Origin of the sequence: Bacillus sp. FJAT-44742 (assembly GCF_002797315.1) — a bacterium.
In the GTDB taxonomy this organism is placed as follows: domain Bacteria; phylum Bacillota; class Bacilli; order Bacillales; family Marinococcaceae; genus Thalassorhabdus; species Thalassorhabdus alkalitolerans.
Window position 1 is genome coordinate 1,915,253 of the sequence record NZ_KZ454936.1, and the last position, 19,907, is coordinate 1,935,159.

Annotated in this window: 19 protein-coding genes; all 19 read right to left on the reverse strand. The window is 43.3% G+C overall.

The features are described from left to right. Positions 1 to 12: 12 nt before the first annotated feature. The 19 genes from CEF17_RS09480 to CEF17_RS09570 all read right to left on the reverse strand — a co-directional run bounded on the left by CEF17_RS09480 (position 13) and on the right by CEF17_RS09570 (position 19,906). Positions 13 to 315: a YlxQ family RNA-binding protein gene (locus CEF17_RS09480; protein WP_054635330.1), complete on the reverse strand. Its 303-nt coding sequence runs from the start codon at positions 313 to 315 to the stop codon at positions 13 to 15. Continuing rightward, positions 312 to 587, reverse strand: coding sequence for an RNase P modulator RnpM (gene rnpM / locus CEF17_RS09485; protein WP_083465255.1), 276 nt, complete (start codon positions 585 to 587; stop codon positions 312 to 314). The genes CEF17_RS09480 and rnpM overlap by 4 nt, the downstream gene beginning before the upstream one ends. 14 nt (positions 588 to 601) lie before the next feature. After that, entirely contained in the window at positions 602 to 1,792 is a 1,191-nt protein-coding gene (nusA, locus tag CEF17_RS09490; RefSeq protein WP_100399316.1) for a transcription termination factor NusA, read from the reverse strand. Between the two features lie 57 nt (positions 1,793 to 1,849). Continuing rightward, positions 1,850 to 2,320 carry a ribosome maturation factor RimP gene (rimP, locus tag CEF17_RS09495; protein ID WP_100399317.1) on the reverse strand — a complete coding sequence of 157 codons (471 nt, stop codon included), beginning with the start codon at positions 2,318 to 2,320 and terminating at the stop codon, positions 1,850 to 1,852. Positions 2,321 to 2,498: 178 nt separating this feature from the next. After that, positions 2,499 to 6,803 (reverse strand): PolC-type DNA polymerase III, encoded by a 4,305-nt coding sequence (locus tag CEF17_RS09500; RefSeq protein WP_100399318.1) that lies wholly within the window; start codon positions 6,801 to 6,803, stop codon positions 2,499 to 2,501. A 77-nt stretch (positions 6,804 to 6,880) separates the two neighbouring features. Then, entirely contained in the window at positions 6,881 to 8,593 is a 1,713-nt protein-coding gene (locus tag CEF17_RS09505) for a proline--tRNA ligase (protein ID WP_100399319.1), read from the reverse strand. A 34-nt stretch (positions 8,594 to 8,627) separates the two neighbouring features. Then, a complete protein-coding gene (gene rseP / locus CEF17_RS09510; RefSeq protein ID WP_100399320.1) occupies positions 8,628 to 9,893 on the reverse strand; it encodes an RIP metalloprotease RseP in 1,266 nt (421 codons plus the stop codon). A gap of 13 nt (positions 9,894 to 9,906) precedes the next feature. Continuing rightward, on the reverse strand, positions 9,907 to 11,055 hold the full coding sequence (locus CEF17_RS09515; protein WP_100399321.1) for a 1-deoxy-D-xylulose-5-phosphate reductoisomerase: 1,149 nt from the start codon (positions 11,053 to 11,055) through the stop codon (positions 9,907 to 9,909). A gap of 73 nt (positions 11,056 to 11,128) precedes the next feature. Further along, positions 11,129 to 11,929, reverse strand: a complete 801-nt coding sequence (locus tag CEF17_RS09520; protein WP_100399322.1) for a phosphatidate cytidylyltransferase — start codon at positions 11,927 to 11,929, stop codon at positions 11,129 to 11,131. A gap of 15 nt (positions 11,930 to 11,944) precedes the next feature. After that, the gene (locus CEF17_RS09525) at positions 11,945 to 12,712 is read right to left on the reverse strand and encodes an isoprenyl transferase (protein WP_100399323.1); all 768 of its coding nucleotides are present in this window, start codon (positions 12,710 to 12,712) and stop codon (positions 11,945 to 11,947) included. A gap of 168 nt (positions 12,713 to 12,880) precedes the next feature. After that, on the reverse strand, positions 12,881 to 13,438 hold the full coding sequence (gene frr / locus CEF17_RS09530; RefSeq protein WP_100399324.1) for a ribosome recycling factor: 558 nt from the start codon (positions 13,436 to 13,438) through the stop codon (positions 12,881 to 12,883). After that, entirely contained in the window at positions 13,438 to 14,157 is a 720-nt protein-coding gene (pyrH, locus tag CEF17_RS09535) for a UMP kinase (RefSeq protein WP_054635326.1), read from the reverse strand. Before pyrH ends, frr begins: the two co-directional genes overlap by 1 nt. Before the next feature lie 121 nt (positions 14,158 to 14,278). Then, the gene (gene tsf / locus CEF17_RS09540; protein WP_054635325.1) at positions 14,279 to 15,160 is read right to left on the reverse strand and encodes a translation elongation factor Ts; all 882 of its coding nucleotides are present in this window, start codon (positions 15,158 to 15,160) and stop codon (positions 14,279 to 14,281) included. Positions 15,161 to 15,367: 207 nt separating this feature from the next. Further along, entirely contained in the window at positions 15,368 to 16,117 is a 750-nt protein-coding gene (rpsB, locus tag CEF17_RS09545) for a 30S ribosomal protein S2 (RefSeq protein WP_100399325.1), read from the reverse strand. Between the two features lie 162 nt (positions 16,118 to 16,279). Beyond that, positions 16,280 to 16,804: a DUF6115 domain-containing protein gene (locus tag CEF17_RS09550; protein WP_157842998.1), complete on the reverse strand. Its 525-nt coding sequence runs from the start codon at positions 16,802 to 16,804 to the stop codon at positions 16,280 to 16,282. A gap of 84 nt (positions 16,805 to 16,888) precedes the next feature. Next, entirely contained in the window at positions 16,889 to 17,656 is a 768-nt protein-coding gene (locus CEF17_RS09555; RefSeq protein ID WP_100399327.1) for a FliA/WhiG family RNA polymerase sigma factor, read from the reverse strand. 49 nt (positions 17,657 to 17,705) lie between these two features. Continuing rightward, positions 17,706 to 18,206 (reverse strand): chemotaxis protein CheD, encoded by a 501-nt coding sequence (locus CEF17_RS09560; RefSeq protein ID WP_100399328.1) that lies wholly within the window; start codon positions 18,204 to 18,206, stop codon positions 17,706 to 17,708. Next, a complete protein-coding gene (locus CEF17_RS09565) occupies positions 18,203 to 18,829 on the reverse strand; it encodes a chemotaxis protein CheC (RefSeq protein ID WP_100399329.1) in 627 nt (208 codons plus the stop codon). The genes CEF17_RS09560 and CEF17_RS09565 overlap by 4 nt, the downstream gene beginning before the upstream one ends. A 15-nt stretch (positions 18,830 to 18,844) precedes the next feature. Then, complete coding sequence (locus tag CEF17_RS09570) at positions 18,845 to 19,906, reverse strand: protein-glutamate methylesterase/protein-glutamine glutaminase (RefSeq protein WP_100399330.1); 1,062 nt, start codon at positions 19,904 to 19,906, stop codon at positions 18,845 to 18,847. Between the last annotated feature and the right edge of the window lies 1 nt (position 19,907).

The following is a 19,907-nucleotide window of genomic DNA, read 5'->3' on the forward strand; positions in this document are numbered from 1 at the left end:
CTCTTTTTATTATCAATCATCAAGAAGTGAAATCATTTTTTCTGCAAAGCCCTTATCAGCAATGCCTGCGATTACTCGCTGTTCTTTCCCCATAGCCTGCCCAAGCTGGTCCCGGCTCCCGGCAGTACGCCACGGGATTTGATAAAACGTGCATTTATCCTGAACTTTCTTTCTTGTGTTAGGGGAAGCATCATCTGAGACAAGCACAAGATAAACGGTCTTTTTCCTCAATTCCTTAAGGACAATTTCTTCTCCGGAGAGTACCTTTCCTGCTCTGACCGCAAGACCAAGAAATGAGTAAAAAGAATTGTTCATTTCCTGCCCGCCTTTTGTCTTTCCTGTTCCAGTCTGTCATATTCCTCTGCAGACAGCTTGACTTTTAAATGTCTGGACAGCAAATCCTTTTGCTTGGCCTGCAAAAAAGATTCTTCGCTGTTAGTAAGATAAGCGCCTCTTCCGTTCATTTTCCCGCCTGGGTCAACGGAAACTTCCCCTTCTGGAGAGCGCACCACTCGGATAAGTTCTTTCTTTGCCTTCATCTCACCCGTTGCTATGCATTTTCGCAGCGGCACTTTTCTCTTTTTCACTGTCCTCTCCCCTTTTAGTCTTTTTCACTTTCGTCCCAGTCCATCTCCGGGTCATCAGGATTACCTGGCTCAAGCCAGTCTTCTTCATCTTCAACATGGCTTTCCTCATCTGGCTCTTTCTTCGGTTCTGCACCAGGAACATTTGCTGTTTGAGGATCATAGAGCCCAAGTTCTTTCGCTTCTGTTTCATTTTTGATGTCAATTTTCCAGCCTGTTAATTTTGCTGCCAGACGTGCATTTTGTCCTCTTTTTCCGATAGCAAGTGAAAGCTGGTAATCAGGTACAACGACAAGCGTACTTTTTTCTTCTTCGTTCACCTGTACATCCAGGACTTTTGAAGGACTGAGTGCATTAGCAACGTAGTCTACCGGATTCTCAGACCAGCGGACAATATCAATTTTTTCGCCTTTCAGTTCATCCACAATGGTCTGAACCCGCTGACCTCTTGGACCTACACACGAGCCTACAGGATCGACATCTTTGTCTTCAGCATAAACAGAAATCTTGGAGCGGTCACCAGCTTCACGGGCGACCGAGACAATTTCTACAGTGCCATCATAGATCTCTGGAACTTCAAGCTCAAAAAGACGCTTTAACAGCCCCGGGTGAGTACGAGAAATCATGATTTGCGGCCCTTTTGTCGTCTTTTCAACTTTCGTAATATAAGCCTTAATTCTGTCGTTATGTTTATAATGTTCGTTGCTCATCTGCTCACTTTGAGGAAGCAGGGCCTCTACCTTTCCTAGATCAACATAAATAAACCGGTGATCCTGGCGCTGTACTATCCCGGTCATTATGTCTTCTTCACGGTCTATAAAATCAGAATAAATAATGCTTCTCTCAGCTTCCCGCACACGCTGGGTCACCACTTGTTTAGCGGTCTGAGCTGCAATGCGGCCGAAGTTTTTTGGCGTAACTTCTATTTCCACGACATCATCAAGCTCATAAGCCGGGTTGATTTCCTTAGCTGCTTCAATGGAAATTTCCAGGCGCGGATCAAAAACCTCTTCCACAACTTCTTTGCGTGCAAATACTCTGATGGTTCCTGTATCACGGTTCACGTCAACCCGCACGTTTTGAGCCTGATTGAAATTCCTTTTGTATGCCGAGATCAGAGCCGCTTCAATGGCTTCCACAATGACCTCTTTTTCAATTCCTTTATCTGTTTCCAGCGTTGACAACGCATCCATAAAGTCACTATTCATGGATGTTATATCCCCCTTTCAAAGACCGTCTCTCGGCCATTCCTAGCCCCGTAAGCTTTAAATAAGAACAGCCAGGCGGGCCTTTGCTACTTTATCATATGGTACCTCATACGTTTTTTTCTTTTGCTTTACTTTCACTTCGATTTGTAAAACAGAGCCGTCAAAGTCAATCAGTGCTCCCTCAAATGCCTTTTCACCTTCCACAGGCTCGTAAGTTGTCACATAAACGTTTTTTCCAATAGCTTTGTACATATCCTTTTCTGTTTTCAAGGGACGTTCTGCACCGGGAGAAGAGACCTCAAGATAGTACGCCTGCTTAATGGGATCTTCCTGATCAAGCTTTTCACTTAATTGTTCACTGACCTTGCCGCATTCTTCAATATCGACGCCATTTTCACCATCAATGAACACACGTAAAAACCAGTTTTCCCCTTCCTTTTTGAACTCTACATCAACAAGCTCAAGGTTCATTTCCTCCACAATAGGGTCAACCAAGCGAGAAGTAATTTCAGTCACTCGATCGCTCATGCCAAACCTCCTTTTTATACAGTTCTTTTCGTTTGTTAATATGATAAATTAGTCCTTAATGCAAACGAAAGAGTGGGTTTCCCCACTCTTTCCCCATTCGTTATCCAAAGTATCACCATAGAAAAGGTACCATATTCTGCTTAATATTGCAAGACAGGCCACCCTCTTCCCGTTTTTCTTAAAAGAGGGAAAGTTGGTTTGAGTCTGGTAGGCCTTCTAAGCAGCCATGAGCATCTAAATGCTCGATTACAGTCTTTGTTGCTCTGCTTCGCTGCTGCAAGTCCTCCTTTGAAAGGAACTCTCCATCTTCTCTGACTCTTTCAATGCTAAGGGCAGCATTTGTTCCTACACCGTCTAACGAATTAAAAGGAGGAATTAACGTTTCCCCGTCCACGACAAACTCAGTAGCTTTTGAACGGTAAAGATCTACTTTCTGGAAAGAGAACCCTCGTTCACACATTTCCAGAGCAAGCTCCAGCACAGTCACCAGGTTCTTTTCTTTAGGTGAAGCATCAAAGCCTTTCGCTTGTATTTCCTGGATCCTTGCTTTAATCGGGCCTCCTCCCTTCACCATCGTATCAATGTCAAAATCCCCGGCTCTTACGGTAAAGTAAGAAGCATAAAAAAGGATCGGGTAATGAACTTTAAAATAAGCAATCCGTACAGCCATTAATACATAAGCCGCGGCGTGAGCTTTCGGGAACATATATTTAATCTTGAGGCAAGACTCAATGTACCAGTCGGGCACGTCGTTTTTCTTCATCTCTTCGACCCAGTCATCTTGCAGGCCTTTCCCTTTACGAACAAATTCCATGATTTTAAAAGCCAGGGAATGCTCGACTCCTTTGTAGATTAAATAAACCATAATATCATCCCGGCAGCCAATCACGTCCTTCAGCTCGCACGTTCCGCTTTGAATCAGCTCCTGAGCGTTCCCAAGCCACACATCTGCTCCGTGTGAAAGACCAGAAATCTGCACCAGTTCAGAAAATGTGCTCGGGCTTGTTTCTTCAAGCATCTGACGAACAAAACGGGTTCCAAATTCGGGAATACCGTACGTGCCTGTTTTGCAAAGGATCTGCTCTTCAGTCACTCCGAGGACATCAGGCCCGCTGAAAATTTTCATTACCTCAGGATCATCCACAGGAATCGTTTTAGGGTCGATTCCGCTTAAATCCTGAAGCATCCTGATAACAGTCGGATCATCGTGGCCAAGAATATCAAGCTTTAATAGATTGTCATGGATGGAGTGGAAATCAAAATGTGTCGTCCGCCATTCCGAGGTTTTATCATCTGCCGGAAACTGAACCGGACAGAAGTCATGAATATCGTACTCTTCAGGAACAACGATGATGCCGCCTGGGTGCTGGCCTGTTGTTCGTTTAACACCTGTACATCCCGACACGAGACGGTCAATTTCTGCTCCCCTGTAATGGAGATCATGATCCCCCTGATAACCTTTTACAAAACCGTAGGCTGTCTTATCAGCAACCGTGCCGATTGTTCCTGCCCGGTACACATTCTTCTCTCCAAACAGTTCTTTTGTATAGTTATGGGCTCTCGGCTGATAGGCTCCCGAGAAGTTCAAATCAATATCGGGAACCTTATCCCCTTTAAAGCCAAGGAAGGTTTCAAAGGGAATGTCATGTCCATCTTTTACATACGCTGTTCCGCATTTTTCACAGTCTTTTTCAGGAAGGTCAAAGCCTGAACCAACGGAACCGTCATTAAAGAAATATGAATGCTGGCACGATGGACATACATAATGAGGCGGAAGTGGGTTTACCTCTGTGATTTCAGTCATGGTTGCTACAAAGGAGGAACCGACAGAACCACGTGAACCGACAAGATACCCGTCATCCAAGGATTTTTTTACAAGTTTTTGAGAAATTAAATAAATAACGGCAAATCCATGACCGATAATACTCTTTAACTCTTTTTCCAGGCGGGCTTCTACAATCTCTGGAAGAGGATCACCATATATACTTTTGGCTCTGTTGTAACTCATTTCCCGCATTTCTTCATCAGCGCCTTCAATGTTTGGCGTGTAAAGATCATCGGGAATAGGGTGTATCTCCTCGATAGAATCAGCGATAGCCTGAGTGTTTTCTATAACAAGCTCTTTCGCCTTTTCTTCACCTAGAAACGAAAAGCATTCAAGCATTTCCTGGGTGGTTCGAAAGTGCACTTGTGGCTGGGTTTGTTTGTTTAATGGATTTGCCCCTCCCTGGGAAGCGATGAGAATCTTTCGGTAGATATGCTCCTTGGGGTCAAGGTAATGGGCATTTCCTGCGGCCACTACTTTTTTGTTGAGCTTTTGCCCTAAGTCTATAATTTTGTTAATGATTTCATAAATCGCTTCTTCATTTCTTACAAGCTCTTTTTCCACTAAGTGGTGATAGTTGGCAGGCGGCTGGACCTCTAAATAATCATAAAATTTTGCAGCTTCCTCTGCTTCCTCCGGAGATTTCTGCATCATTGTTTCAAAAACCTCTCCTTTATCACATCCAGACCCGACGAGAAGGCCCTCTCGATGCTGTTGCAGCTGAGAACGAGGAATGCGAGGAGTTCTAAAAAAGTAGTTTAAATGAGACATGGAAACAAGCTTATAAAGGTTTTTCAAGCCTTCCTGGTTTTGCGCGAGCAAAATACAGTGTGACGGACGAAGACGATGGAAATCCCCTTGGCCCATATTATTATTTAACTCATCGTGATATTCAATTTGGTTCTCCACAGCATCTTTCACCATTTTCCACAGCAGATAACCTGTTGCTTCCGCATCGTAAATTGCTCTGTGATGACTGACCAGCTCAATATCGAACTTTTTACATAATGTATTTAATCGGTGATTTTTCAGCTGCGGGTAGAGAAACCTCCCAAGCTCTAACGTATCTACTACAGGATTAGGAGCAGCGCCTATTCCAATTTTTTTAAAGCCTGCATTCAGAAAGCCCATATCAAAGCTTGCATTATGGGCAACTAAGATATCATCACCGATAAAGTCATGAAAATCCTTTAACACATCGCCGACTTCCGGGGCATCTGCAACCATATCATCTGTGATCCCTGTCAAATCAATGATCGTATTTGACAATGTTTCGTGAGGGTTTGCAAACGATTCAAACCGGTCAATAATTTCCCCATCTTTAATTTTGACCGCTGCCAGCTCAATGATTGTGTCATATACAACAGACAATCCTGTGGTTTCCACGTCAAAAACGACGTATGTCTCATCCATTAGAAGGCGGCGGGCTTCATTGTATGCAATAGGGACCCCGTCATCTACTAAATTGGCCTCAAGGCCGTACAGCACCTTTATTCCATTCTTCTGTGCTGCTCCATATGCTTCAGGAAAAGCCTGGACAACTCCATGATCTGTTACTGCTACTGCTTTGTGTCCCCACTTAGCTGCCTGAGCTACGTAGCTGCCCGCTGTATGGATTCCGTCCATTTGGCTCATCGCCGTGTGCAGATGCAGCTCTACTCTCTTCTCATCTTCCGGTGCCTCATCCATTCTCTCATGAGGATCTATCTGGATCACATCATTTGCAATCATAACCAGGTCCCTCACGAAGGTGTCGTTTTGAATGCCTCCTCTTACCTTAAGCCACATGCCTTTTTTGACTGCCTGCAGGTTAGGGACATCTTCTTTATCACGAGAAAACATCTTAACAAGAATAGAATCGGTATAATCCGTAATCTTAAAGGTTAGTAATGTTCGGCCACTTCGCAGTTCCCTGGTTTCCGATTCAAATACATAGCCTTGTACCGTAATGCGACGCTCTTCATCTTCAATGGTTTCAAGGGCCACCGGGTCATCCTTTATGGGATAGCCGATTTGCAGGCGTTCTTGTTTCCGTCCCTCCGCAGCTTGCTGCTCCTGCTTTTTCTTTTCCATCAAAGCTTCGATCACTTTCGTCTGGTCTTCCTGCTTTTTCTTTTCTTCGAACTGCTCTTGCTCTTCTTTGGATGAATGAACTTGAGACTGAAGCTGGTATTTATTAAACCCTAAAGAAAGCAAGGCATCATGTAAAGGGTCTTGAACCCTTCTTTCAATCATTGTTCCTTCGGCCTCATTTTTGCATGAAACAACAAGGTGATTTCCCTTCACTTCTGGCGGACTGTTTTGAAGCCTTTGACGGAGGTGAGGAGCAACTCCTTCCATCTTATCAACGATTGCCGGCCAAAATTCTTCCAGTTTTTCAGACGGCAAAGCTCCTTCTGCATATCGTATAGAACACTGCACGGAAGCAATATGCTGAAATGCTTGCTGTATTCTTTCATGCAGCAGGAGAAAAACTGTATGGGTAAGAGGTTTATCTAATAGAAAATAGAAATGCCACCGCTTTTCTTCTTTAAAAATTGACAGCTTTTCAATTTTCCCCTCTTGAAAATAGTCCTTCACAACGTCCTGAGGCATCATGATCTGTTCAAGGAGCAACTGAAAGCGTTCCTTGCGTATTTGTTGGTCTTCCCCAGTCAACCTTCTTCCCTCCTTGCTTACCTGGCCATTAGAATGGCAATGGTACCCTTACATTAAGGGTACCATTCTCTCTTTTCTTATTGAATTGTGTTGAAGAGTGACTCAAGATAAGAAGGTAATTCATCCTTGTGGACCTCTTCCATTTCACCTGTTCGACGCACCTTCACTTCCACAATTCCTTCATCTGCTTTTTTCCCGCACGCAATTCGTACAGGAAGTCCGAATAAATCAGAGTCTTTAAATTTCACGCCCGCCCGTTCCTTGCGGTCATCATATAATACATCAAATCCAGCTTTGCGGAGACTGGCATATAACTCTGTGCCCAATTCACTCTGTTCTGCTTTTTTCGCATTTAGTGTGAGAAGGTGGAGATCGAATGGCGCCACTGCTTTGGGCCATACAATGCCATTTTCATCGTGGTGCTGTTCCAGGATTGCAGCCACCGTTCTGCTTACTCCAATACCGTAACAACCCATGATTAGCGGCTGGGTCTTCCCATTTTCATCTAAATACTCTGCCTTTAATGCTTCACTGTATTTAGTCCCAAGCTTAAAGACATGACCCACTTCAATTCCCTTGGCAAACTTAATTGTTCCCTGGCCATCAGCTGAGGGATCTCCTTCTTGAATGAAACGCAAATCTCCAAAACCATTGACACGAAAATCACGTTCAATATTGGCGTTGGTATAGTGCTTGTCTTCTTCATTGCCGCCGCAAAGGCTGTTCATCATTCCGGCCACCTCGTGGTCAGCAATAATTTGAATTCCCTGTTTCAAATCAATAGGACCAATGGAGCCTGGACGGCAGCCCGTATGCTGCAGTACCTGTTCCGGACTGGCCGATTCCACCTGTACAGTATCAAAATAACGGCCGACTTTTACATCGTTTACTTCCCGATCTCCCCGGCAGAGTACCAGCACTGGCTCATCATCCACAAAAAACAGAACCGATTTTAAAATATCTTTTGCCTCGATTCCCAGGCCGGCAGACAACTCCTCAATCGTTCTCATGTTCGGTGTGTCTATTTTTTCAAGAGGCTTCTCTTCTCCTCTTCTTTCCACGTTTGGTTTCGGTACTTCAGCAATCTCAATGTTTGCGGCATAGGAGGAAGAGTCAGAATAAGCAATCGTATCCTCTCCAACATCTGACAACACCATGAATTCATGAGTGCCGCCTTTTCCTCCAATGGCGCCTGCATCAGCTTCTACTGCCCTGAAATCAAGGCCGCACCTGCTGAATATTTTTTCATATGCCTGATACATTGCTTGATAGCTTTGATCAAGGCCTTCTTTTGAGGAATCAAAAGAATAAGCATCTTTCATGATAAATTCTCGAGAACGAAGCACTCCAAAGCGCGGGCGCCTTTCGTCTCTATATTTGGTCTGAATTTGATAAAGGTTTACAGGGAGTTTTTTGTAAGAATTCAACTCATCCCTTACTAGACTCGTAATCACTTCTTCATGGGTAGCCCCCAGTACAAAATCTCGCGTGTGGCGATCTTTGAGGCGCATAAGCTCTGGTCCGTAATCATCTAATCTGCCAGATTCCTCCCACAGCTCTGCAGGCTGGATCGCAGGCATTAAAAGCTCCTGCCCGCCTGCTTCGTCCATTTCTTCACGAATGATCTCTTCCACCTTGCGGAGCACCCTTTTTCCCAAAGGGAGATAGGAATAGATTCCAGCGGCATTTTGGCGGATTAAGCCAGCTCGGAGCATAAGCTGATGACTGGCTATATCTGCTCCAGCCGGGATGTCTCGCATGGTTGGACTAAAAAACGACTGCTGTTTCATACATTAGTGCCTCTCTTTCTAACACTTTAATTATCTATAGGAAAAATTTGTTTATATCATTCCAGGTCACTACAAGCATGAGTAAAAACAATAAAGCAAAACCTACAAAATGAACAAGCCCCTCTTTTTGAGGATCCACAGGTTTTCCCCGTACCGCTTCAAATCCAATAAATAAAAGCCGGCCTCCGTCTAAAGCTGGAAGAGGCAGTAAATTAACAATGCCAAGGTTCACACTTAAGAGTGCCGCCCATTGGATAAGGAGAATTGTACCCATCGCTGCAGCTTCACCAGTGTAATTATAAATGCCGACTGGGCCAGCGAGATAATCTAATGAAAAATTACCAGTGACTATCATGCCTAAAACATCAAAGATTAATATTGTGACTTCATACACTTGAACGGCCCCAAATTGGATCGCTTCTATTGGGGAGTGTTCTGCTGGAGCATTTACCCCAATAAATCCTTCTTGCCGTTCTGTCATTTCATTATAATGGGAAGTCGTCACGACTGGAATGGATAGAATTTCACCATTTCTTTCAACCTGAAACACCACTTCTTCGTTTGGGTGTTCCTGGATCTGGGCAGTCATTTCCTCCCATGTATTCACTTCTTCTCCCCCAATAGCTAATACCTGGTCTCCTGCCTCCAGCCCATATTCGTTGGCAGGTCCGTCACCAGTGAGCTCTCCCAGTTCTGCCTGGTCATACTGAGGGACCCCGTTAATAAGGCCAAATAACACGAGAAGGAAAAATGCAAGCACAAAATTCATTGCTGGTCCCGCAAAAATCGCCAGTGCCTTTTGGCTTGGCTTTTTAGAACCAAACTGCCGGTCCCAAGGAGCTATTTGGGAGGCTTGTTCATCGACAACAAGCTCTGCTTTATCATTTACCTTAAAGGTTTGTAGTTCTTCTTCCTCTCCGGTATAAGCTTGAATAATGAGATCATGTTCAAGGTCTGCTCTTTCTACAGAAACGACCTTTGCTTCCGGATGCTTCGATTTATTGTTAACAATGATTCGGCTGACTTCACCTACTTGATTAAACACAAGCCCTACTTCATAGCCAGGCTTAAGCTGGACAAGCTCAGGATCCTCTCCCGCCATTCGTACAAATCCGCCTAACGGAAGCAGCCGTATAGTGTAAACAGTCTCGTTTTTCTTAAAAGAGAACAGCTTTGGCCCAAACCCAATGGCGAACTCCCTGCACAATATCCCAGCACGTTTTGCAAAATATAAATGACCCCATTCATGCACGGCAACGAGAACACCAAATATTATAATTATGGCTATTAAAGTATTCACTTATTTCCCACCTTCAATTTAATCGTGTGCGCACGTACTCTCTTGTCTCTTGATCTACCTGCAAAATGGTATCTAATGAAGGATTCTTCAGGGTACTGTGACGGTTCATTGCTTCTTCAATCACATCTTCAATTCCAAGAAAGGAAATGCTTTTTTGAAGGAATGCCTCCACTGCTACTTCATTTGCCGCATTCAATACCACAGGCATCGTGCCGCCTTCTTTCCCAGCGTCAAATGCATATTGAAGACATTTATAACGCTTGAAATCAGGCTGTTTAAAATCCAATGTCCCAGCTTCCCATAAGTTTAACCTTTTTGTATCTTTTAGTTCAAGTCTTTTCGGGTAAGACAAAGCATATTGAATAGGCACTCTCATATCAGGGGTCCCCAGCTGTGCCAGTACGCTTCCGTCCTGGTATTCAACCAGGGAGTGAATAATGCTTTCACGATGAAGGAGGACTTCAATCTGCTCGTAGGCAATTCCAAAAAGCCAATGGGCTTCAATGACTTCCAGCCCCTTATTCATCATTGTGGCTGAGTCTATAGTGATCTTCGCCCCCATTGACCAATTTGGGTGGTTTAACGCATCTTCCACTGTCACCCCACTCAGCTGATTCCTGCTCAAATCACGAAAGCTCCCTCCAGAGGCAGTAAGGATTAAGCGGCTGACTTCATCTGTAAGACTTCCTTCCAGGCACTGAAAGATGGCCGAGTGTTCACTATCCACAGGCAGAACTTGTACATTATTTTCTTTGGCTTTTTCCATAACGATGTGTCCTGCTGTAACCAAGGTCTCTTTGTTGGCAATTCCAATAACTTTCCCTGCCTCAATAGCGGCCAGCGTGGGTTCAAGCCCCACGCTTCCAAGCACCGCATTCATTAAGAAATCCGCTTCAGGATGAACTGCGACTTCCTTTAATCCTTCACCTCCATAAACCACATTTGTTCCTGCAGGCACCTCAGCCCTAATTTTTTCCGCATCCTTTTCCTCTGCCACTGACACGGTCTCTGGCTTAAACTCATTGATTTGTGAAATGGCAAGCTTTGTATTACGACCGGCTGACATAGATACCAATGAAAATTTATCAGGGTGTGTCCGAATAATGTCTAAAGTCTGGGTACCGATAGATCCTGTGGAACCGAGCAGTGCAATATGTTTCATTTTACGTTCACCTTTCTCTTCCTATCACCAAAGTTTTAAAATCATTTCTGGTTCGTTATGTACAACTTCCTCCTCACCCTAAAAATTGCAAAAGGTGTAATATTGGCATAACAAATATCAAGCTGTCAAAGCGGTCTAATATCCCTCCGTGACCCGGCAGGACATTCCCAGAATCCTTCACAGCATAGTGCCTTTTTAAAGCTGACTCTACTAAGTCTCCAAGTTGTCCAAAAATAGAGGTGACAACAAGGAGTCCAGTCAGGTGGAGAACTGAATCAAAGATCGGAAAGAAAGTGTGAAAGATAAAGCCTACAACAAAGGCTGCTACGATTCCTCCGACAGACCCTTCCACTGTTTTCTTTGGGCTGATATGAGGAGAGAGCTTTTTTCTTCCCCATTTTCGACCAACAAAGTAAGCCCCTGAATCAGTAGACCAGATAGCAAACAGTATTAAAAAGACAACTTGCAGTCCCACTTCCGGAATCTCTCTTGAAGTAATCAAGTAATGAAACCCGTAACCCACGTAAACTGACGATAAGATCGCAAACCCGACTTCATCAAACGTAAACGAATTCTTGGTGACAACTGTCAAGGCAAGCAAAAGAAGGATCATAAAGATAAAAATTTCCGTTTTGCTTACATGATCCAAAAAAGCGACATCAAGCCACCCCGGGGGGACCAGAAGCACCCACATAAGGGCAAGGCTTCCCAAACCTTTTACTGATAACGGCCTTATTCTTCTCATCTTTAACAGCTCTATCATAGCTACCGAGGCTACAAGTGCTATAAATAACGTAAAAATCGTTCCTCCAAGAATAACTGCGGTTAAAAATACGATTGCTCCTAAAAATCCTGTTACAACCCTTTGTTTCATTGGGATATCCTCCCTTTAAACACCGCCGTAGCGCCGTTTCCTTTTTTGGTATACTCTGATGGCTTCCACTAAATCTTCTTCTGAAAAGTCAGGCCAAAGAACATTTGTAAACCAAAATTCGCTATAAGCAACCTGCCATAACATGAAATTACTTAACCTGATTTCTCCGCTGGTTCGAATGAGGAGATCCGGGTCTGGCAATTTGTTGCTAAGAAGAAATTGAGAAAGGTAGTTTTCATCAATATCTTCTATGCTTTGTTTTCCTTCCTGTACTTCCCTGCACGCTTCTTTCACCATCCGTATCATTTCATTCCTGCTTCCATAGTTCAAGGCTAGATTTAAAACCAGTCCATTGTTTTCCTTTGTTTCTTCCACTGCTTTTTTTACCGCGTCAATCGTATAGGAAGGAAGCCCATCTAATGTTCCCATGATCGTTACTCTTACATTGTTTTCTTTCAGTGACGGCAGCTCTTTATGAAGAAACTTTTCAGGCAAGCGCATAAGAAAGTCCACTTCCGCTTTTGGACGTTTCCAGTTTTCAGTAGAAAATGCATACAGTGTTAAATACTTGATTCCTATATGATTCGCTTCCCTGACAACCTTGTTAATAACCTTCATACCTTCTCTGTGCCCAGCTATGCGCGGAAGCCCCTTTTGTTTTGCCCAGCGGCCATTTCCATCCATTATGATAGCAATATGAGCAGGAAGGTTTTCTTTCTCGCCGACAAAAGCTTCTTCATGTTTGGCAGCTGTCTCCTCTTTTTTTATAAACCTTTCAAGCATAAGGACACCAGCCTTTATGTTATCTAAAATTGAACTTCTATCTTAGCCCTTACTTATTATAATATATTCTATTTCGATTACCTTACATTCTTTCAATTTCGCCTACAAAAAAACCCTCCCGGTAAGAAGAGGGTTTATTAGCATGATCCTATTGTAACTTGAATACACTTAAACTTCCATAATTTCTTGCTCTTTTACCTCTGCTGCCTGATCAATCGCTTTGATTTGTTTGTCAGTTACCTTCTGAACCTCATCCTGACTGCGTCGAAGATCATCCTCAGTGATTTCTCCGTCTTTTTGCTGTTTTTTCAATTCATCATTGGCATCACGGCGAATATTACGGACCCCTACACGCGCCTCTTCGGCATATTTTTTTACAAGCTTGACTAAATCTCTGCGACGCTCTTCTGTCAGCGGCGGAACGGTAATTCTGATTACATTTCCGTCATTGTTAGGAGAAAGTCCTAAATCAGCTTTTTGAATTCCTTTTTCAAGATCACCGATGGCAGATTTATCAAATGGGGTAATAAGCAACAGGCGAGCTTCTGGTACTGTGATTGTCGCCAGCTGGTTTAACGGAGTTGGAGCGCCATAATAGTCAACCATTACTTTATCAAGCATAGAAGGATTGGCACGTCCAGCTCTTAGTGTCGCAAGCTCCCGGTGGTAAGCTTCAACCGTTTTTTCCATACGTGCATCTAAATTTTTTGTAACATCATTAGCCATTATTTGTTCCCCCTAATGACCGTCCCTATTTTTTCACCAAGGACAGCTTTTTTAATATTTCCTTCTTCCATGATCGAAAAGACAAGCAGCGGGATATCGTTATCCATGCAAAGTGTAGAAGCAGTAGAATCCATCACACCAAGACCGCCATTTAAAAGGTCAAGGTATGTAAGCTCCTGATATTTCTTGGCATCTTCGTTTACTGATGGATCAGAGTCATACACACCGTCAACTTTGTTCTTAGCCATTAAAATAACTTCTGCTTCAATTTCAGCAGCTCTGAGGGCAGCTGTCGTGTCAGTTGAGAAGTAAGGGTTTCCTGTACCCGCAGCAAAAATAACTACACGCTTTTTCTCCAGGTGCCGTATTGCTTTTCGGCGTATGTATGGCTCTGCAACCTGGCGCATTTCAATGGACGTCTGAACTCTTGTTTCTACTTCAATGTCTTCCAGGCCGTCCTGAAGAGCAAGAGAATTCATCACAGTAGCAAGCATACCCATATAATCGGCAGTTGCCCTGTCCATTCCTTTGGAGCTTCCAGCCATTCCTCTCCAAATATTCCCACCGCCGACGACAACAACTACCTCTGTACCTAATTCTACAATTTCTTTTATCTGTGAAGCAATAGATTGAATGACCGTTGGGTCAATTCCATACCCTAAATCTCCTGCAAGAGCTTCACCGCTCAATTTTAAAACCACTCGGTTATACTTACTCATATTAAACCCCCAGTATCAGCCTTGGTGACGTGCTTTCCTTTTAAAATTCAACTGCGAATCGCTAAATCGATAACAGCTTGGGCTGCAAAAATAGGGAACACAAAGGTGTTCCCCTTAAAAGTTATTTTTTCACTTGAGACATTACTTCTTCAGCAAAGTTATCTTCACGCTTTTCAAGTCCTTCTCCAACTTCATAACGGATAAAGGTCTTCACGGAAGCGCCTTTGCTTTCAACGTACTTTTTCACTTTCTGGTCGCCATCTTTAACGAATGGCTGTTCTAGAAGACATACTTGTTCAAAGAACTTCCCAAGGCGTCCTTCAACCATTTTTTCAACGATGTTTTCAGGTTTTCCTTCGTTTAGCGCTTGCTGCTTAAGAACTTCACGCTCACGCTCAGTTTCTTCTGCAGGAACTTCGTCACGGGAAACGTAGGTTGGGTTAATAGCTGCTACGTGCATAGCTACATCCTTAGCTGCCTGCTCGTCCGTTGTACCTTCAAGAAGGGAAAGAACACCAATACGTCCGCCCATGTGAAGGTAAGCACCGAAAGCAGCATCGTCATCTTTTGTAAGAACGGTAAAGCGGCGCAAAGAAATCTTTTCACCAATCTTTGCGATTTGGTCATTGATGTAAGACTCTAGAGTAGAACCTTGCTCAATTTCCTGTCCTAATGCTTCTTCAACATTTGCAGGTTCCTTTGCAAGCAAATGAGTAGCTACTTTACTTACTAAATTTTTAAAGTTTTCGTTTTTAGCGACAAAGTCTGTTTCTGCATTGATCTCCAGAATCACTGCTTTGTTCCCGTCAACCTCGACAGAAGTAAGTCCCTCTGCAGCTACGCGGTCAGCTTTTTTCTGAGCTTTCGCGATTCCTTTTTCACGAAGGTAATCTACTGCTTTCTCCATGTCACCATCCGTTTCAGTCAATGCTTTTTTGCAGTCCATCATACCTGCACCAGTTTTTTCACGAAGTTCTTTAACCATGCTAGCTGTAATTGCCATATGTCAATTCCTCCTAAACAAATTTAATATCTTCTTTTGCTCCCTGATACAGTCAGCAATTCAAGGAATTACCACTTACTCAAGGCAAAAAAAACCACTTAATCAGGATAAAAAAGGTGATAAAGGGCTAAAAAAGGTGATAAAGGGCTTTACCCTTTACCACCCTTGATCCGTTCATTCATGTAGTTTCTCCAAGACTGGCCTTGCTTATTGATTACTAGAAACAGTTTCCTCTTCTTCTTCTTGAGGAGCTTGCTCCTGCTCAGGCTCTTGGTTGTTTTGTGTTGCTTCCACAACTGCATCAGCCATTTTGGAAGTAAGAAGGCGAACCGCACGGATCGCGTCATCATTACCAGGAATCACGTAATCAATTTCGTCAGGGTCACAGTTTGTATCAACAATGGAGATGATAGGGATATTTAACTTATGAGCTTCTGCGATAGCAATGCGCTCTTTTCTAGGATCGATAATGAAAATAGCGTCAGGAAGCTGATTCATTTCTTTAATTCCGCCAAGAAATTTCTCAAGACGGTCTAATTCTTTTTTCAAAAGCATAACTTCTTTTTTAGGAAGTACATCAAACGTACCGTCTTCCTGCATTTTTTCAATATCCTTCAAGCGTGCAATACGCTTACGGATGGTAGCAAAGTTTGTCAATGTTCCACCTAACCAGCGTTGGTTAATGTAGTACATTCCACAGCGAAGAGCTTCTTCACGTACTGAATCTTGAGCTTGCTTCTTTGTGCCGACGAAAAGGACTTTCCCTCCGTCTGCTGCTACGTCACGCACGTAGTTATAAGCTTCCTCAACTTTTTTCACTGTCTTTTGCAAATCGATGATATAAATCCCGTTACGCTCAGTGAAAATGTAACGGCTCATCTTTGGGTTCCAGCGGCGAGTTTGATGTCCAAAATGAACACCAGCCTCAAGCAACTGTTTCATTGAAATAACTCCCATGATATAAATCCTCCTTAAGGTTTTTAATTCCTCCGTTTGCCTCATCTTAAAACAAAACTGTAAATAACAGCACCCTTGTTCAAATCCACAAACGTGTGTGATTAACACCGTTGTATAATATACCACATCCTGCTTTAGAATGGCAAGGGAGGGAAGCAGGAATTACTTATAAAATTTTAAGAGAAGTTCTACTTCTCCTTTCCCCATATCCAGTTCTTTAGCAATTTCATCTCTGTCCAGCCCTTTTGAAAACAGCGAAAGTGCTTTTGCTGCGGGAGTTTGAACCACTTTATCCTTTTGATTAGGAATGTATGGCATTCCCATTTCCTCATGAAAGGAATCATGGTCAGGTCGAGAGCTTTCAATTCTTTTACTGGCCTTTTCGTTGTTTCCAGCTTTCCTGTTTCCAGGATCATGATGGGTCGTATCACTTCGTGGGGTCTTTTGTTCTAATTCTTTTAATAATCGCTCATTGTCTTCTTTCATTTCAGCTGTGTAAGCTACCAGTAAATCTTCTATCTCAGAAGTAAGCCTGTGAGAATCCTTTAAAATCCCTGCTTCCTTCTGCCACCTTCTATAAAAAATAAGGATAATATAGAAGGAAAGTAAATGAAGGGACAAGCTTACACTAATTAAGAAATATATCAGCATCATTTCACCTAGTTTTTTAGTTTCGTTTTTACGCATCGACCTTTGGTATAAAAATTTCTACTTCGAATGGGGACTGCAGGATGTTACTTTCATCTCAGCTATTCTATCAAACCTTGCCCATCACTTCTCTTTTTTTTGAAGGATCTGTTTTAATCGTAAAATCGCTTTAGAATGAATTTGTGAAATTCTTGAAGTTGATAAGTTAAGTACTTGCCCGATTTCAGTGAGAGTGAGCTCTTCGTAGTAAAAGAGACTGACGACCAATTTCTCCCTTTCGTTTAACTGATCGATCATAGAAGCCAGCTCTTTAAACGTATCTTTCTTTACTGCCTCCTCCTCAGGTGTAATGGCAGTGTTATCAACCAAATTTGCACGATATGTTTCTTCTTTTTCATACTCCTGGGATTCATCATCAATAGACAGGATATTGGCAAAAAAGGTTTCGGACACAATTCTTTGAACCTCATGCTTGTCCATGCCAAGCTCCTCGCTTATCTCTTCTTCCGTAACAAAGCGGCCGTATTGTTGTTCCAGGCGTTCCACCGACTCTTCAATTTTTTTGGCTTTTTCTCGCATAGTCCTTGGAAGCCAGTCCTCCTGGCGAAGTCCATCAATAATAGCCCCTCTTATCCTAAAGGAAGCATAGGTGTCAAATTTCAGTTCCCTGGAGAAATCAAATTTATTGATAGCATCAAAGAGTCCCATTAAACCGTGGCTCATGACTTCTTCACGATTAACATTGCGCGGCAGTCCGGCGGAAATACGGCCCACATGATATCTAACAAGGGGGAGATACGCCTCAACTAATTGATCTGCCGCTTCTGCGTTTTTATCGTTTCCCCACTTTTCCCACAAATCTTTGTAATTGCCAGCTGTTACACTTGTCATTGAAGCTCCCCCTTTTTATCGCTCGTAAATCCTGGTCCCTTTTCAAGGTCTATATGATTTTCTCTTCTGCATTCACTGTTCGAATGCTTAAATGAGAAGTAGCTGGATCAAACAGTACGGTCCGGCCGCTTTTTCCCCCTGTATCTTCTGCAGCCAGAAAAATGTGCATCTTTTTTAATGTCTCCTTGACCGCTTCCACGTTCCTCGGGCCTATTCTAAGAGCAGAGCTTGATGCCTCAAACATTTGAGCTCCTCCTGCAATCTTTGCCTTCACCTTATTCCTTCTGGCTCCATGATAAATGAGCAGTAAGTACAGGTCTTCTATAGCTGAATCCGCATACTTCGCTCGATTACATTCTCCCGAAGCATGCAGACGGGAGGAAGGAAGCATAATATGGGCCATACCGGCTGCTTTTGCTTCTTCATCGTACAGAACTACACTCACACAAGACCCAAGCCCTGAGGTTTGAATGAGTTGAGGAGCAATGGCAATATTAAGGTCTGCCATCCATACTTTTACAATATTTCCCTGGGCGGTGCGGGAACTCATTGGCCTTTGACTCCTAAAGATTGGAAGAGGCGGACAAACGTCTCTGGATCAGGAAGTAAGAAAAAATGGCCTCCAGTACTTTGGTGGCTGCTATCTTTCTTTTTTAAGACCGTACTCATGACCAGGGCATATTCCCCAACCTCAGACCATTCTAGTAAGCCATGTTCCAATATAGCCCCTGCCATATCAATGGCCAGAGAAGGGACAGAATGCTGTATCCTTACGTGCAAAAACTCTGATAAACTTGTAAGATAAGAGCCAGCCAGTATATTCCCGACCTCCTGTAAAGAAGAGACAGCCATCGGGTCATGCTGTATGTCTGTGATACGTTCAATATAAGTTCCTGTGAGATCAAAGAGGAAGGCTCTTGCCTCCTGTTCCGGGAGCATAAAAAACATGTTTCCCTTTGCTTCTCCTGTAAGTCTGAAAAATACGGAGGCCATCACTTTTTCCGCCCCGCCTATGTGGTTCGGAATGTCCCGAAAAGGCATAACCACTGCCTCAGGAACATTCATCTCGATCTCTTCTTTTGTAAGCTTTGATAGCGACGTAGCAGCATTTCCTGCCCCAATGTTTGCTGCTTCTTTTAAAATATCCAAATGAAAGCTTTGAATAAAATCCATATGTTTTTCCTTCCCTTATGAATAATCTTTTTCCATGTAGCGGAGAATGCTTTTACTCATATTAAAAAGGGGGACCACTTCATCTATCTGACCTGTTTGCGCTGCCGCTTTAGGCATTCCAAATACTATGGAAGTGCCTTCTGATTGCGCGAGAGCTATATTGCTCTTCTTTTCCTTAAGCTTTTGGATCCCGACCGCCCCATCAGCTCCCATCCCGGTCATGATCACAGCTACGACAGAGTATCCTGCAATGTCAGCCAGAGATGTAAACAATGTATCAACTGATGGTTTATGGTTATTATGAGGGGGAGTGTCCAGCAGATTTAACACTAGGGCTTCTCCCGAGTTTTTTACGGTTACATGTTTTCCTCCAGGAGCAATGTATGCTACTCCATTTCTGGCTACTTCCCCATCTTCCGCCTCTTTTACGGTAAGCTCTGACATGTCGTTCAGCCTTTTTGCTAATGACTGTGTGAAACCCGCCGGCATGTGCTGCACAATAAGTAAAGGTGCTGCCAGCGTTCCAGGCAGATCAGAAAAAAGCTGCTGAAGAGCCCGCGGCCCCCCTGTAGAGGTTCCAATAGCAATGACTTTTTTCTTTAGCATTAGGTTAGATGGATGAAGAGGAGGAGGACTTCTCGTGATTTCAACTTTCTTTTCCTTGGTAAGTATTGATTGATGAAAAGCCTCGGAAGCGATTTTAATTTTCTCTATCAGCTCTTTCCTGACAAGGTCGAAGTCAAGGGAAATTGGCCCCGAGGGCTTGGCTACAAAATCAACTGCTCCTAACTCCATGGCAGCAATCGTTTGCAGTGCTCCTTGCTGAGTTGCGCTGCTGACCATAACCACAGGGTGAGGAGACACTTCCATAATTTCCTTTAAGGTGTCAAGCCCATTTTTTTGAGGCATTTCCACATCTAGTGTAATCACGTTTACCTTTACATACCTCAGCTTTTCTATCGCCTCTACTCCATTCCTGGCTGTAGCTGCTACAGTCATATCTTCATTCCTGTTTATAGCGTCGGAGATAACCTTTCGCATAAAAGCTGAATCATCTACGACAAGTACGCGGATCATG